Origin of the sequence: Candidatus Methanoperedens sp., from assembly GCA_027460525.1 — an archaeon.
Lineage (GTDB): Archaea > Halobacteriota > Methanosarcinia > Methanosarcinales > Methanoperedenaceae > Methanoperedens.
Window position 1 is genome coordinate 25,101 of record JAPZAS010000019.1, and the last position, 13,044, is coordinate 38,144.

Below are 13,044 nucleotides of genomic sequence, written 5' to 3' on the forward strand. Positions count from 1 at the left end.
ATTTCATATGAGATTCAAAAACGCTTCGATTATTGCTGGTATAGTTCTTGCGCTGGTAGCAATATCTTTCCTGCTGACATTGATTCAGCCTGCAATCGCACAGGCACCAAATTTTCCTAACAACACCTGTGCTGACTGCCACCGAAGATTGCTTTTTGCGTCAGAGCCGCAAAGACAATTCATAGAAATACGTATCAAGCATCTTGAAAGCGGCATTCCCTGTTCCATTGAGTGCCATGCGGATCAACTCAACAAGACCACATCCAGCACCTATGCGCTCTGGTCAATATCCACACACTTCCTTTTTGGTGTAACATGCGATAAATGTCATGGCGGGAACGCATCTGCGGTTTCAAAGCAAGAAGCACACGTCGGTATTTCAAATGCGAGCATTGCACGTGCCAATACTCCTGAAATGTGCGGAAAATGCCATGGCTCCCAGCTTGCTGAATTCAAGACCTCAAAGCATTTTGAGATATTAGAATCCACTGGTGAAATGTTGCCTGCTCCTGCATGTATAACGTGTCATCAGGCACACAGCGTTCACGTGCTGACGGCTTCTGAGATAGAAGATTTTTGCAGCAACTGCCATAATAATATAACAGGAATCAACCCTGCTGTTCCCAAAAGAGCGGAAGCGGCATTATTCTCTGTAAATGATTTACAGGTTGAAATTTCAAAAGCCCAAAGCGAAGTCGTATCTGCAAATGCATCAGGCAAGGACGTAACCAGAGCCATGGAGGATCTGAACACAGCAAAAGCTATTCTGAAAAATACTGCCTCGGTATGGCACAGATTTAATTTGACTTACTTTGAAACCGAAGTCCAGAAAGGCATTGATGATGCCAAGAATGCAGAAAAGATAACGGCTGAAAGCCAAGCAACCCCTCTTCCCACAAAAGCACCGGGTTTTGAAGGAATCCTGCTTATATCCGGGCTCGTAATGGCATATTACCTGCGCATCCGGAGGAATTCACGGTAAAATTTAAATGCCGGATTGATTATGCAAGGAGCAGGTGATGGAATGTTCTCTAAAAAAACGATTATATTAGGCGGTTTGATGTTATTATTTGTTCTTTTTATACCCGGTGTATCAGCAGACAATTCATGCATAAATTGTCATAAAAATCTTTCAGCTTTTAATGAAACAGAGCAGCAATTTAACAAAATAAGACTTGAACATTTAGCAAGGGATGTACCTTGTTCTCTTCAATGCCATGTCACTGTCCTTAATAAGCTCGCAATAAATAACTACGACCAGTGGACTACATCTAAACATGCGCTGTTCAATGTTACATGTAATTTCTGCCATGGCGGCGACCCAAGCTCGGATATAAAAGAGAAAGCGCATACTGGAATCCTGCGAAGTTCGGATCCCAACAGTACTATCTTTTACAGGAACGTCCCTGAAACCTGTGGAAAATGCCATACCAATGAACTAAAGCAGTTCATGGATTCCCTGCACTACCAGAGATTAAAGGCAGACCAGCAGGCTCCGACGTGTGATACCTGCCATCGGCCTCATGTATTCCAGGTTCTGAACATCAGCGAATTCCATAATGTATGCAGCAACTGCCATAATCCTGAAACGAAAGTCGCTCCGCCCGATGTGCCAGACAGGGCGATTACGGCGCTTAAAAATGCGGAAAAGTTGACATACGAGATAAACACAGCTAATGATTACATCGCACAGGCAAAACTGGAGGGTAAGAGCGTTTCGGCTGCGCAGAAGGATCTTGATACTGCCGTGTCAATCCGTAACAGCCTTCCAGTGCTGTGGCACAGGTTTGATCTGTCAACCTTCCAGAACGAAATAACCAACGGGATTAATTCTGCCCAGAAAGCACAACAGGAGTCTGGAATCCCTCCCCAACCCACGCCATCTGCGCCTGGATTTGAGATAATATTTTCACTGGCTGGAGTTATTGCCGTATACCTGTTGAGCAGAAGATAAGTGAGGTACGAATAGCATGAATAAAAAACATATAAACCAAATCATTTTACTGCTGGTAATAGTATTCCTGATATATGCCCCCTCTCTGACTTCTGCAAGGCCAGAATATGCTGTTAAAGAAGGTAAAAATTGCCCGGTATGTCACTCAAGGGACGGACCTCCGCAGCTAAACGAGATAGGTGTTTATTATGGAACGCATAATCATTCGTTAGCAGGTTATATCCCTCCGCCGAAAGTAACACCCACACCTGAATCCACCCAACAAATAGAAATAGGTGTGCATATGAATACATGGGATGTGGGTTTGCGGGCGATGGCTACTATTTTGCTTATACTTGCTGTGGTTTACGTTATACGATTATGAGGTGAATCATGCACATAGAGAAAATCGAATACGGACCAGAAAAAGCAGGGCTGTGGTCAAACCTTGCTTTTATCCTGATAGTTCTATTGACATTGTTAGCCGCCGGGATAAGCGGCATGATCGTCTGGAAAATCATATCCAGCGACCCTTCAGTTGCCTCTACACAGCAGTTCATAGAATATCTCGGAAAGTTATTTGCGTATCTGCTGTTTGTCCTTGCAGCTATCATATATCTGTATGTGAAGGGACTGCTGCAGGATGAATACGTTACAACACTGGAGTGAGAACATGAATGATAAAATTACTATTACACTCACAAGAAGAAGGCTGACTGAAATTTTAATTGGTCTGGTTGCATTATTTTTAACGTCGGGTGTGGTTGCCGCGATATTGAAATATTTATGGCCGAAGACAGCCCCTGTTAGTGAAGCGAGCGAGGTAAGAATAGCTGCGGTAGATGATGTACCGACAGGAAGTGCAAAAAATTTTGTGTTTAATGGCAAAGCTGCCCTGCTTTTACACATGCCGGCAGGTTGGAGGGCATTCGGGGCTGTATGTACGCACCTTGGATGTATAGCTCTATGGAAGAGTGATGAGAATGATATCCTCTGCCCGTGCCATCTTGGCAGATACGACCCGAATACAGGTGCAGTGATTTCAGGACCACCCCCATCTCCTTTACCAGCCATTGATATTGCAGTAAGAGAGGGAGCAGTCTATGCGCTCAATTGGAAGGACCCTAATTACGTGAAATCCATTTCGTTCTATGCAGGAGCGGCGTGAGGTGTCCATGTCCCTGATTGATAAGATATACAAATGGCTTGATGACAGGTTCAAACTTGAAGAACTGCTGTCGCCGATAGTCAAACATCCCGCACCGACAAATGTGGTATCCAATCCGCTTTATTGCCTTGGCGGGACTGCTTTCATGTGCTTCTTGATTCTTGTTCTTACAGGAATATTCCTTGCGATGTACTACAAACCCACGCCAGATGCGGCATATAAGAGCGTCCAGACTATAATGACAACAGTTCCTTTGGGAAGCCTGATCCGAAGTACGCACCACTGGGCTGCAAACACCATGATCGCGGCGGTGATGCTTCACATGATTCGAATTTACTTCATGGGTGCCTATAAGAAGCCGCGCGAGTTGAACTGGGTCGTGGGCATACTCCTGCTTCTGATTACCACGACCTTCGGTTTCTCAGGGTATCTGCTCCCGTGGGACCAGCTTTCATTCTGGGCTACGAAGATAGGAACAGGTATAGCCGGCTCCATGCCAGTTATAGGTGGATACATCTCCTTAATCCTGATGGGGGGGAACGATATCGGTGCCGAGACCCTCACGCGGTTCTTTGCCATCCATGTATTGATTCTTCCTGCAACTATTGCAATTGTTCTGGGACTGCATTTCCTGATGGTCAGGATACAGGGTATTTCAGGGAGGCTTTAATATGGCAATAATAGAAGTTGAAAAAAATGAAGTCGAGGAACAGAAACAGGAACCTGTAAGGGTACGCGGACTTCCTTTCTTCCCGCATTTTCTACTTCGAGAAGTAGTGGTGATGTGCCTTATTGCAGGAAGCCTGATACTGCTGGCATCGCTATACCCGGCAAGCCTGCTCAAGCCGGCTGATCCATTTACTACGCCAACCCCGATATATCCTGAATGGTATTTCCTGTATGTCTTCGGCTTCCTGAAATTCTGGACTTTTGATATCGGGCCCATACCTGCAAAGATTATCGGCGTGACCGCGCCCATGGTGCTGTGGTATGGTCTTCTGATACTTGTGCCGTTTATTGACAGGAACCCGTCAACTGAATTAAGGAATAGAAAGGTTGCGGTTGCCCTCGGGATTATTGCCCTTCTGGGTGTAGTGTTTTTCACATACTACGGCATTGTACACGGCGAATGAAACTGTCCAAGTCAGGATACGAGAGAATAGATGCAGTATCAAAGATCGCAGGATTGGTATTGCTGGCAGTAGGTGTGGATAACGTAACAAAGGGCAATTATTTTATTGCCCTTGCCCTTTTTGGTCTTGGCGGGATAATAAGTATAGTGCCTGTATTTATTGAGGTTAAGACCTGAGTGTGAGCAGACGTTTTAATTCTATTTCATTTATCCTGTAGGTGAATATTTCTTCGCCGTCTATTTCGAGCACGGGTATCAGATATTTGTATTTTTCAAACGCATTTTCATCCTTTTCGATATCTATTTCAGTCAGCGAAAAAGGAAATTCTTTCTGGAGCTTTAGAAGTGTCTCCTTTGCGATATCGCATAAATGGCAGTCTTTTTTGGAGTAAAGGGTTATATTTACCATAAAGGGAATAATCGATTATTTAGTTATCCTTTAATACATCAAAAACCTATCCGAATGCTATGCCCTGCGAAGAGTTCACCAAAAAAATTGATGAATATAAAAACATCCGCAGACAAAAAAAGCTATTCGGGACATTCGGTTTCCGGGGCGTCGTAGAGACCCCGTATTCGACCCCGTATTTAAATACGGGGATTAGGGGGACTAATGAGAGAATCGGGGCTGAAAAAGCAAAAAGGGTGGGCGGCTCAATAGCGGCATATCTGGGGGGAGGAAAAACAATAGCGATAGGAAAAGACCCCAGAATCTCCTCACCCATGCTTGAGGAAGCGATTATCAAGGGGATAATAGAGAATGGTTGCAATGCTCTGACACTCGGGATAATCACGCCGAACACACTCTCGCTTGAAGTTTCAAGACAGGCGGATGCCGGCGTGATGATCACAGCTTCGCATAACCCTCCAGAATATAACGGCATAAAGTGTTTGAGTAAAAGAGGCATGGGCTTTTCTCCGGAGGAAGACCTTGCTCTTGAGAAAATATATTTCGGTGAATTAAAGAAGACAGCTAAAAAGGGGAAAAGACTGGATGACAGCGGGGCGAGTGAAAGATACCGCGCCCACATAGTGCAGTATGTCAAAAAGTTTTTTCCTGCAAAGCCTATGAAAATCGCAGTTGATGGCGGCGGAGGCTCAGCGTCGTCTGTGACTCCTGAAATCCTTGAAAGATTGGGGCACAAAGCAGTGAGGTTCAACTGCGAATATGACGGATTGTTCAGGGAAAGAAATCCTGAGCCTACAGATGCCAACCTTGAAAAACTAAAAAAGCTTGTAGATACGGAAAATGCGGATTTTGGTGTGGCGCATGACGGCGATGGCGACAGGACAGCATTCGTGGACGAGAACGGGAAGTTCATCCAGGGCGACATTTCTGCTACTATAATCGCAGACCATGTATTGAGGCAGGGTAAGGACAAAAAAAAGTACATCGCTGTGACGATTGCTTTCTCCAATATCATAAAAGACGTTGCAACAACGCTTGGCGCCGAGGTTATCTATACGCCTGTTGGCGAGCCGTATCTTGCGCAGGCAAAACTCCTATGCGGCGCGCAGGTCGGGCTTGAGGAGCATGGCTCGGTGCTGCTTGAGTGGAGCCGTGAAGGTCCGATGCTCGCAGGGGTGATGGCAGGGATACTTGCGAAGGAAGGGATGACGCTTTCAGAGCTTGTTACCTCGTATCCGAAATATTACCAGATAAAGGATGCAAAGACGCTTCCTGCAGATACGGATACCCAGGCGATTCTGGATAGGCTGAAGCAGGAGATTCCCCAGGATTATGAACGGTTCTCAGACATGGACGGTGTGCGCGTGGACTACACTGACGGCTGGTTCCTTGTGAGGGCGAGCGGGACAGAGCCAAAGGTAAGGGTATTTTCAGAAGGGAAGAACGAGGAGAGGGCGCGGCGGTTGAACAGGGTTGCGATGGAGGGGCTGGAGAGGGCGATGGGGTATGAATGATAAAAAAATAGTTCTGGCGATATCCGGTTCTTTAAGAAAACCTTCTTTTACTGAAAAAATGCTGGATCTATGTATAGAAGGGATGGGGGAAAATGTTGAAGTGAGAAAGTTTTACCCTCACAAAATGAAAATCGGGCCATGCACAAGCTGCTGGTCTTGTTGGGGGAAGAAAAATCCTGGAGTGTGCGCCCAGAAAGATGATTTCCAGGAAATCCTTGAAATTTATAAACAGGCAGATTATTTTCTCCTGGCAGCGCCTCTTTATTTATTCAGTTTCCCGGCTACAGTGAAAAATGTCCTGGACAGGTTTTTTGTTATTCTGGAACCTGCTCAGGTGGAATCTCCAAGAGGAGGCACGGAACATCCCAAACGATTTGACAGCCATCCGAAAACCGTACTGATATCTTCCTGCGGATTTCCCGAGATCGAAAATTTCGATTTTCTCAAGCAATATTTTCACAAAATTTGTTCTGAATTCGGTTGGAGCTGGTCCGGAGAAATACTCATCCCGGCTTCAGGAGTTGCACATGCGCCAAAATTATTTGACAAAAAATATGAACTTATTAAAAAGGCGGGAGCTGAATTAGTGGGAGGTTGCATAAGCAAAGAAACGATGGATGGAATCGCTGCGCCGGTTATGTCAGCAGAAGATTACAGGACGATGGCTAACGCGAGTTTTTCAGGCGGAATAATGGGTAAAATTAAAACAGTATCGATTGCCCTGAAAGCTATGCATGAAGCAGGAAAGAAAAGCTAGAACGGCTATTCACATCAGATTTCAGAAAATTTTACTGTTTTTATCCCGTTCTCCCACACATACGCCCTCATCCCATCGGCGCCTGCGATAAGCCACACTAAAGTATCATTTTGCATAGTTTCCCTGTCCCACAGCGAAGGGACGGCTGACGAAACGGGATGCGTGTGATAAACCCCGACAATCTCCGTGCCGCTTTTTTCAGCTTCGTTCCATGCATCGTAGAACCGCTTCGGGTCAAGCTCGAAGCTCGTCCTTGTGCGCTTTGCATTGGTAACAGGCAGCGCTTTCTCCACAAGCGCAGTGCTGCCGTTGATGGTACCCACGAGCACACCGCAGGCTTCGTAGGGCTTGTTGGATTCGAGTTCAGCCTGTATAAGCTCAATATCGCGGCGGAAGATTTTGAGTTCAGCTATCATAATATAAATTTATTCACCGCAGAGACGCCAAGGGCGCAAAGATAAATCCCCTTTGCGTTCTCTGCGCCTTTGCGGTAAGTTAGCTCAAAGATCGACATGCGGATTCAAATCACACCCAGTACAAGGCAAGCACATGGTCTTTGCCACACTTGCGTCAAGCCCGTATTTGTCAAGAATTCTTCGCGCCATCTTCGCAAGCTTAAGCAGCCTCTCCTTCGTGGGACGCTCAGCTTCAAGTTCCCCGAAGCGCAGAGGATGAACACCCACGGCTCTTATTATCGGGATAACGCCCATTCCAGCCAGTTCTTCGTAGTATTTTTCCACGGTTTCATCCGTCTCTCCCAATCCCACGATGAAGTTCGTGAATACACGGTTTTTCCCGAATATCTTTACTGCGTCCTTCAGGCACTCAAGCGTGAAATCAAGCGGCGGCTTCTTGCAGTATTTATCGTAAATCTCCCTGTCCATGGTCTCCACATTGTATTTTATTTCACTTGCCCCGGCCTCTTTCAACAGGCGTGACGAGTCTTTCGTGGGATACACCGATACGCCTATTGGAACCTTATATTTCCCCAAAGCCCTGACCAGTTCTGCCGCCCTTTCCACTTCTTTTTCAGGCGACACTTCTACCCCTGAAGTTATCGAGATTCCTTTCATCTTCCCGAGCCTGTGCGCTTCTTCCACAAGCGCCAGCAGTTCTTCTGTGGATTTTACCCTGCCCTTAAGTTTCGGTACAGGGCAGAACTTGCAGTCATAGATGCAGCGCTCGCTCATGGTTATGTATGCCTGCTCAGGACAGTGGATGAGCTCTTCCTCGATTCTTCCCCTCACAAGCTCCTTCCCGCCTTTCAATATTACAATCTCGCCGTTATCCCTGACAGCACGCAGAGGAGAGCCTTCATCCACCACCAGCCTTACCCTGTGTTTTCCAGACCTGAAGAAAAAAGCCTTGCCGCCGGCGCCAGGTCCTGCTGTGGGAATTGTTATCCTTCCAAGCAGGGAGGTATCGATATCGATGGCACCGATGGAAATCAGTTCGGCTTTGATCTGTGCATTCATTTTCATATTCTTAAATCAAAATACTTTTTAAACACATAAATACTTGTGGAACACTTTCACCATGCTCTCATCAGCTTTAATATTGCGGCAGCTAACTATTATTCATGCGTACAGGCATCGTAAGCCTTCCTCTCCACGGCGGAAAAGCGCCAGCGTGGCTCTTTAAGAGAATGGTGAAGTTAGCCGGCGGTATTACCGAGGCGCTCATTTACGAATACGGTCAGGATGAATTTTTAAAGCGGCTGTCAGACCCTTACTGGTTCCAGGCGCTCTCCTGCGTGCTGGGCTTTGACTCGCATTCCTCCGGAACCACAACGACCACATGCGGGGCGCTGAAAATGGCGCTATTGCCAGAGGTACACGGCATTGCTGTCGCCGGAGGTAAGGGCGCAGCGTCGCGAAAAGCACCTGAGGAGATTGAGAAAAGCGGTGAAATTTTTTCATTTTCCTCTGATAAGATAGAGAGGTTGAAATACTCAAGCAGGATGTCTGCCAGGGTGGACAACTCCTGCATCCAGGATGGCTACCAGTTATACCATCACTGCTTTTTCCTCACCGAAAAGGGTGACTGGGCTGTGGTGCAGCAGGGTATGGGCGGCGACTATGCACGAAGATATCACTGGCTTTCCGATTCGGTGAAGGGCTTCATCGAGCCTCATGGGATATGCTGCGACAGGAAAGAAGCTACGGTTCTGGACATGACTGCAAACGAGAGCGAATCCACCCGCATGATAAGTCTTGACCTTGTAAAGGACAATCCCGAACATCTCAGGAAATACCTGAAACCTTCGAAACAGAGGATGCTGGCTGATTTTGAAACCGGGTTCGGGCTTCCTTCCCACCACCCTGTTCTGGATATCGATATCAGTGAGCGGGGGATGGAGGTGCTGAAAAGGGCATATGAACTGCAGCCTTCAAACTACGAGGAGTTGGTATCGCTTGGCGGCATGGGACCTAAAAAAATTCGGGCGCTTGCGCTCATATCCGATTTAGTATACGGAAGCACGCCGAGCTGGCGCGATCCTGTGAAGTACAGTTTCACGCATGGTGGAAAGGATGGTTTTCCGTACCCTGTGGACAGGGAAGTCTATGATAATTCCATTCAGGTATTGCAGGAATCGCTGGACAGCGCCAGATTTGACAGGAAAGAGAAATACAATGCGATAAAAAGATTGGGGGAGTTCGTTATGGTATCAAATTGTTAGACTGCCATGATTTGGGCGGGTATTACAGCTATCTGTTCTATGGTTTTTACGAGTGTAACGGACGCCGGAATGAATTCCAGCGCATTCAAAATCAATATTTTTACCGTTTGATTTTTAGGTCGTGTATGTCTATAATCGAAATGCTATTGTAAAAAATTACAAAGGGGACTCCAGTGTACTATGATGGGTTATCCTCGCTTCATTTTCGGAGTTAACCCCATCTGCGTCTTACTGTTACAGTGGTTGAACCTGAAGTATAACCTGACTTTGATGCTGTTATTCTTGCTGTTCCAGTTGCTGATGATCTAAAAATAACAGAACATTTTCCTGTCGAGTCTGAAGTGCAACTGGGAGAATTAAATGAGCCCAGAGATGTAACGAAGTTGATTATAACACCAGATTGACCATCCGATGTTGAAGCAGTTATTGTTGATCTTTGGGTTGTAGTTATAGTGGATGGGTTGGCTGATACTGACAAGGATGGCGCTGGGGTTGGAGTTGCTGTTGGGGTTGGATTATAATTGATTGTGAGAGGACTGCCTAAACCTGTTACATAATCATAACCTGTCCCTGCAGTGCAGTAAAATCCGCAAACTCCATTCGAGCCACTTGTAATATCTCTAAAGTAAGATGGATAATTTACTGATTTTGCATCTTGATAAAAGTTATTATTTGATGTAGAAAGTCCTAGAGATTGGATTGCTGCCCATTGAGGTGCGCCCGCGCTTGTTCCACCAACCGCCAACCACCCTGGGTAACCAAATGTATCATACACCCACACTGGTGAATTCTGATAGTCAGCATTGTACGAAACATCAGGAACAGCACGCATGAGACCTGCACCTGACACACTGTATTTTACTTGATATTGCGGCTCAGTTTCATATACGCTCAAGCCTCCTCCACTTCCGCTCCAGGCAGTCTCCGAAACAAGCGAGCCACCGCTGAAAGTGAGAGTGGTTCCACCAACTCCGACTACGTTTGATGAGACTGAAGGCCACGAAACACCATGTCCACCATCTCCAGAGGAGGCAAAGAAGATTGCTCCGTAAGTGCTGGTAAAATGATAATCTAAACTGGACTCTCCGGAAAACTCTGACCCACCCCAGCTCATTGATATTGCCTCAACATCCGAGCGGCCTCGAGCATAATCAACGGCAGCGAGTAAATCATTTCCGCTGTTGCTATTTGCCTCAACCAGAAGTATCTTTGCATTAGGTGCAATTGCATGAGCCCATTGGGTATCAAGTGATATCTCAAGTCCCCAACCACTTTCTGTAGCGATGCTTGACGACATCATATGTTTTTCAAAACAGCCATTCGCAGTCGTGCATGGAAGCAGACCGAATTGACTACTGAAGATACCTAAGTCACTTTCAACGTTCGGATTATCAAAGGCATCAATAATTGCAATTGTTCCGCTGCCACCTGTTGAAGGAAGATTATATACAGTTTTAATTTGCGCTGGAGAAAGAGGTGAAGAGATTGCTGGGGCAAGACCACGAACATGGACTGGCGGTTGCGCTGACCAATTATGTGGAAACGCATCTATCCATGGGGTTTCAGCATCTCCTTTTGAATGACTTTCCGACGCTGTAACAATTGGCACTCCTGCAATAAGTACTTGTAATATAAACGATACCGCGATGAAAACAGTGAACACTCGTGTATGAATTTTTGTTTTTAACATTGTTTTTCTAACCTGCCAAAAGTATATAACCGCTTATTTGCTATATATATATTTCCAGTCAGATGGAATGCTGAATTGTTGTATTGAACTATAATTTTTCTAATTTGTTAATAACTAATGATATTAAAGCTTTTATGATGATGACAATGTGCACCTAATTATGGATTTTGAAAATAAATCTGATTCTATCACCTTTAGTGAGCATTTAAATCCATATCGCCTTCAATCACCCACCCCGCAATGAAATTTGCAGGGCATCAGCGCTTATGCTCAAGGCTCTGGCATTTCCATCAGTTCTCTTGTGTTCTACGTTTTGATACAGGCGCAGGATTACGAGTTAAAAATTCGTTTTAAATAATCTCCAAAAGTTCCTTGGTAGTATATATCTTAACGTGGTTTTGCTGTTGGAATCCTTTATCCTCGCTCCATATCCCATCAACTTTGGTTTTCATAGCAAGCGCCAAAAAAGGGGCATCATCAGGATCAATATCCTTCATGATTTGTTTAGCCTGAACATAGCAATCGGCATATTCATCTTTTGGATAGATGGCAATTCGTGAAAATAGCATATCCATCACATATTGCAGGTCCTTAGATGCGAGTTTTGACTTCTTTTTGATTATATCGGCATGCTTTAAAATCTCAGTAAAAGTGAATTCCGGTGCTATGAACTCAATATTTGAATTCATCAGAATATAGCGCCGTATGGAGTTGGATATAAGAGAGGATATTATAATATTGGTGTCTATCACCAGTCTCATTTTTCCAACTCACTTGATGTCATGCTGTTCTCGTATGGACTTTTTTATAAGTTTCCCGATCTCCGCAGCATCCTTTTCTGTCAATTGACTTTTTTCCAGTATGCTATCTACTAACTGGATTTTTCGGGCATACTCCCACATCGCATTTCTAGCGATGACGCTCCATTTTATTTCATTGTGATGTTTGATGACTGCGTAGAGGTCGTCTGGAACGGATAGAGTCATAGTTGGCATATGTCATTATATGTGTCTACACATATTTATGTATTGCCATATGCCATAGGTTACGCCAGGAATGAGGATCGATTTATCTATAATTTTCGCTGATTTTGAAACCGGGTTCGGCTTCCTCCTCATCACCCTGTACTGGATATCGATATAGACGAGCGGGGAATGGATGTGATGAAAAAAGCATATGAACTTCAGCCTTCAAGCTACGAGGAGCTGGTTTCGCTTGGCGGCATGGGACCGAAAAAGATTCGGGCGCTTGCGCTCATATCCGACCTTGTGTACGGGAGCGCACCGAGCTGGCGCGATCCTGTGAAGTACAGTTTCACACATGGTGGAAAGGATGGTTTTCCGTATCCTGTGGACAGGGAAGTCTATGATAATTCCATTCAGGTATTGCGGGAATCGCTGGACAGCGCCAGCTTGACAGGAAAGAGAAATACAATGCGATAAAAAGGCTGGGGGAGTTCGTTGTGGGAGCGGATTTTTAGAGTGCGATGATATGGGCGGGTATTACAGCTATCTGCTCTATGGTTTTTACGAGGGTGAACCCGGGTTTCTCGCGGTCACGAACCGGCCGAAATAGAATTCCTGGGCATCAAATGTGATGCTCAGTCTAATGCTTTAGTTTTTCTAATGTATCTCTGAAATTCATCCAGGCGCTGGGCATAGCATAGAATAGAGATAAGATGATTTCATAATTAATCGAATAATATAAGACAAATAGACAAAGATAATGGGTATAAATGTTGGTATAAAAAGGACTGATGTG

The 13,044-nt window shown here is 45.3% G+C and carries 18 protein-coding genes; 12 read left to right on the top strand and 6 right to left on the bottom strand.

Annotation, left to right across the window (positions count from 1 at the left end; genetic code table 11):
- The first annotated feature begins 7 nt into the window (after window positions 1-7).
- The 8 genes from O8C68_07125 to O8C68_07160 are packed head-to-tail and all read left to right on the top strand — an operon-like array spanning window position 8 to window position 4,410.
- Entirely contained in the window at window positions 8-982 is a 975-nt protein-coding gene (locus tag O8C68_07125; GenBank protein MCZ7395574.1) for a cytochrome c3 family protein, read from the top strand.
- A gap of 42 nt (window positions 983-1,024) precedes the next feature.
- Window positions 1,025-1,954 carry a cytochrome c3 family protein gene (locus O8C68_07130; protein ID MCZ7395575.1) on the top strand — a complete coding sequence of 310 codons (930 nt, stop codon included), beginning with the start codon at window positions 1,025-1,027 and terminating at the stop codon, window positions 1,952-1,954.
- Between the two features lie 16 nt (window positions 1,955-1,970).
- The gene (locus tag O8C68_07135) at window positions 1,971-2,318 is read left to right on the top strand and encodes a hypothetical protein (GenBank protein ID MCZ7395576.1); all 348 of its coding nucleotides are present in this window, start codon (window positions 1,971-1,973) and stop codon (window positions 2,316-2,318) included.
- An 8-nt stretch (window positions 2,319-2,326) separates the two neighbouring features.
- Window positions 2,327-2,602, top strand: a complete 276-nt coding sequence (locus O8C68_07140; protein MCZ7395577.1) for a hypothetical protein — start codon at window positions 2,327-2,329, stop codon at window positions 2,600-2,602.
- A gap of 4 nt (window positions 2,603-2,606) precedes the next feature.
- Window positions 2,607-3,101: a Rieske (2Fe-2S) protein gene (locus O8C68_07145; GenBank protein MCZ7395578.1), complete on the top strand. Its 495-nt coding sequence runs from the start codon at window positions 2,607-2,609 to the stop codon at window positions 3,099-3,101.
- A gap of 7 nt (window positions 3,102-3,108) precedes the next feature.
- Window positions 3,109-3,771: a cytochrome b N-terminal domain-containing protein gene (locus O8C68_07150; GenBank protein ID MCZ7395579.1), complete on the top strand. Its 663-nt coding sequence runs from the start codon at window positions 3,109-3,111 to the stop codon at window positions 3,769-3,771.
- A 1-nt stretch (window position 3,772) separates the two neighbouring features.
- Window positions 3,773-4,234, top strand: a complete 462-nt coding sequence (locus O8C68_07155) for a hypothetical protein (GenBank protein MCZ7395580.1) — start codon at window positions 3,773-3,775, stop codon at window positions 4,232-4,234.
- The gene (locus O8C68_07160) at window positions 4,231-4,410 is read left to right on the top strand and encodes a hypothetical protein (GenBank protein MCZ7395581.1); all 180 of its coding nucleotides are present in this window, start codon (window positions 4,231-4,233) and stop codon (window positions 4,408-4,410) included. Before O8C68_07155 ends, O8C68_07160 begins: the two co-directional genes overlap by 4 nt.
- On the opposite strand, the gene O8C68_07165 is transcribed toward O8C68_07160, so the two are convergent.
- Window positions 4,400-4,642: a glutaredoxin family protein gene (locus tag O8C68_07165; GenBank protein MCZ7395582.1), complete on the bottom strand. Its 243-nt coding sequence runs from the start codon at window positions 4,640-4,642 to the stop codon at window positions 4,400-4,402. The genes O8C68_07160 and O8C68_07165 overlap by 11 nt on opposite strands.
- Window positions 4,643-4,701: 59 nt before the next feature.
- On the opposite strand from O8C68_07165, the gene O8C68_07170 reads away from it, so the two are divergent.
- Together O8C68_07170 and O8C68_07175 are read left to right on the top strand one after the other, a co-directional pair.
- Window positions 4,702-6,156, top strand: a complete 1,455-nt coding sequence (locus O8C68_07170; protein ID MCZ7395583.1) for a hypothetical protein — start codon at window positions 4,702-4,704, stop codon at window positions 6,154-6,156.
- Window positions 6,149-6,913, top strand: a complete 765-nt coding sequence (locus O8C68_07175; protein MCZ7395584.1) for a flavodoxin family protein — start codon at window positions 6,149-6,151, stop codon at window positions 6,911-6,913. Before O8C68_07170 ends, O8C68_07175 begins: the two co-directional genes overlap by 8 nt.
- A gap of 14 nt (window positions 6,914-6,927) precedes the next feature.
- Here O8C68_07175 and O8C68_07180 read toward each other — a convergent pair whose 3' ends face one another.
- On the bottom strand, window positions 6,928-7,329 hold the full coding sequence (locus tag O8C68_07180) for a M67 family metallopeptidase (GenBank protein MCZ7395585.1): 402 nt from the start codon (window positions 7,327-7,329) through the stop codon (window positions 6,928-6,930).
- 84 nt (window positions 7,330-7,413) lie between these two features.
- Entirely contained in the window at window positions 7,414-8,388 is a 975-nt protein-coding gene (locus O8C68_07185) for a radical SAM protein (protein MCZ7395586.1), read from the bottom strand.
- Window positions 8,389-8,492: 104 nt separating this feature from the next.
- Between O8C68_07185 and O8C68_07190 the strand changes: the two genes are divergently transcribed.
- Complete coding sequence (locus O8C68_07190) at window positions 8,493-9,593, top strand: DUF763 domain-containing protein (protein MCZ7395587.1); 1,101 nt, start codon at window positions 8,493-8,495, stop codon at window positions 9,591-9,593.
- Between the two features lie 211 nt (window positions 9,594-9,804).
- Here O8C68_07190 and O8C68_07195 read toward each other — a convergent pair whose 3' ends face one another.
- The 3 genes from O8C68_07195 to O8C68_07205 all read right to left on the bottom strand — a co-directional run bounded on the left by O8C68_07195 (window position 9,805) and on the right by O8C68_07205 (window position 12,278).
- Window positions 9,805-11,283 carry a hypothetical protein gene (locus tag O8C68_07195; protein MCZ7395588.1) on the bottom strand — a complete coding sequence of 493 codons (1,479 nt, stop codon included), beginning with the start codon at window positions 11,281-11,283 and terminating at the stop codon, window positions 9,805-9,807.
- A 350-nt stretch (window positions 11,284-11,633) separates the two neighbouring features.
- The gene (locus O8C68_07200) at window positions 11,634-12,044 is read right to left on the bottom strand and encodes a putative toxin-antitoxin system toxin component, PIN family (protein ID MCZ7395589.1); all 411 of its coding nucleotides are present in this window, start codon (window positions 12,042-12,044) and stop codon (window positions 11,634-11,636) included.
- 9 nt (window positions 12,045-12,053) lie between these two features.
- Window positions 12,054-12,278, bottom strand: coding sequence for a hypothetical protein (locus O8C68_07205; GenBank protein MCZ7395590.1), 225 nt, complete (start codon window positions 12,276-12,278; stop codon window positions 12,054-12,056).
- Between the two features lie 168 nt (window positions 12,279-12,446).
- On the opposite strand from O8C68_07205, the gene O8C68_07210 reads away from it, so the two are divergent.
- Complete coding sequence (locus O8C68_07210) at window positions 12,447-12,725, top strand: DUF763 domain-containing protein (GenBank protein ID MCZ7395591.1); 279 nt, start codon at window positions 12,447-12,449, stop codon at window positions 12,723-12,725.
- The last annotated feature ends 319 nt before the right edge of the window (window positions 12,726-13,044 follow it).

Coding starts and splice junctions, on each gene's coding strand:
- O8C68_07125 (MCZ7395574.1), top strand. CDS start 8: ATGAGATTCAAAAACGCTTCGATTATTGCTGGTATAGTTCTTGCGCTG.
- O8C68_07130 (MCZ7395575.1), top strand. CDS start 1,025: ATGTTCTCTAAAAAAACGATTATATTAGGCGGTTTGATGTTATTATTT.
- O8C68_07135 (MCZ7395576.1), top strand. CDS start 1,971: ATGAATAAAAAACATATAAACCAAATCATTTTACTGCTGGTAATAGTA.
- O8C68_07140 (MCZ7395577.1), top strand. CDS start 2,327: ATGCACATAGAGAAAATCGAATACGGACCAGAAAAAGCAGGGCTGTGG.
- O8C68_07145 (MCZ7395578.1), top strand. CDS start 2,607: ATGAATGATAAAATTACTATTACACTCACAAGAAGAAGGCTGACTGAA.
- O8C68_07150 (MCZ7395579.1), top strand. CDS start 3,109: ATGTCCCTGATTGATAAGATATACAAATGGCTTGATGACAGGTTCAAA.
- O8C68_07155 (MCZ7395580.1), top strand. CDS start 3,773: ATGGCAATAATAGAAGTTGAAAAAAATGAAGTCGAGGAACAGAAACAG.
- O8C68_07160 (MCZ7395581.1), top strand. CDS start 4,231: ATGAAACTGTCCAAGTCAGGATACGAGAGAATAGATGCAGTATCAAAG.
- O8C68_07165 (MCZ7395582.1), bottom strand. CDS start 4,642: ATGGTAAATATAACCCTTTACTCCAAAAAAGACTGCCATTTATGCGAT.
- O8C68_07170 (MCZ7395583.1), top strand. CDS start 4,702: ATGCCCTGCGAAGAGTTCACCAAAAAAATTGATGAATATAAAAACATC.
- O8C68_07175 (MCZ7395584.1), top strand. CDS start 6,149: ATGAATGATAAAAAAATAGTTCTGGCGATATCCGGTTCTTTAAGAAAA.
- O8C68_07180 (MCZ7395585.1), bottom strand. CDS start 7,329: ATGATAGCTGAACTCAAAATCTTCCGCCGCGATATTGAGCTTATACAG.
- O8C68_07185 (MCZ7395586.1), bottom strand. CDS start 8,388: ATGAATGCACAGATCAAAGCCGAACTGATTTCCATCGGTGCCATCGAT.
- O8C68_07190 (MCZ7395587.1), top strand. CDS start 8,493: ATGCGTACAGGCATCGTAAGCCTTCCTCTCCACGGCGGAAAAGCGCCA.
- O8C68_07195 (MCZ7395588.1), bottom strand. CDS start 11,283: ATGTTAAAAACAAAAATTCATACACGAGTGTTCACTGTTTTCATCGCG.
- O8C68_07200 (MCZ7395589.1), bottom strand. CDS start 12,044: ATGAGACTGGTGATAGACACCAATATTATAATATCCTCTCTTATATCC.
- O8C68_07205 (MCZ7395590.1), bottom strand. CDS start 12,278: ATGCCAACTATGACTCTATCCGTTCCAGACGACCTCTACGCAGTCATC.
- O8C68_07210 (MCZ7395591.1), top strand. CDS start 12,447: ATGAAAAAAGCATATGAACTTCAGCCTTCAAGCTACGAGGAGCTGGTT.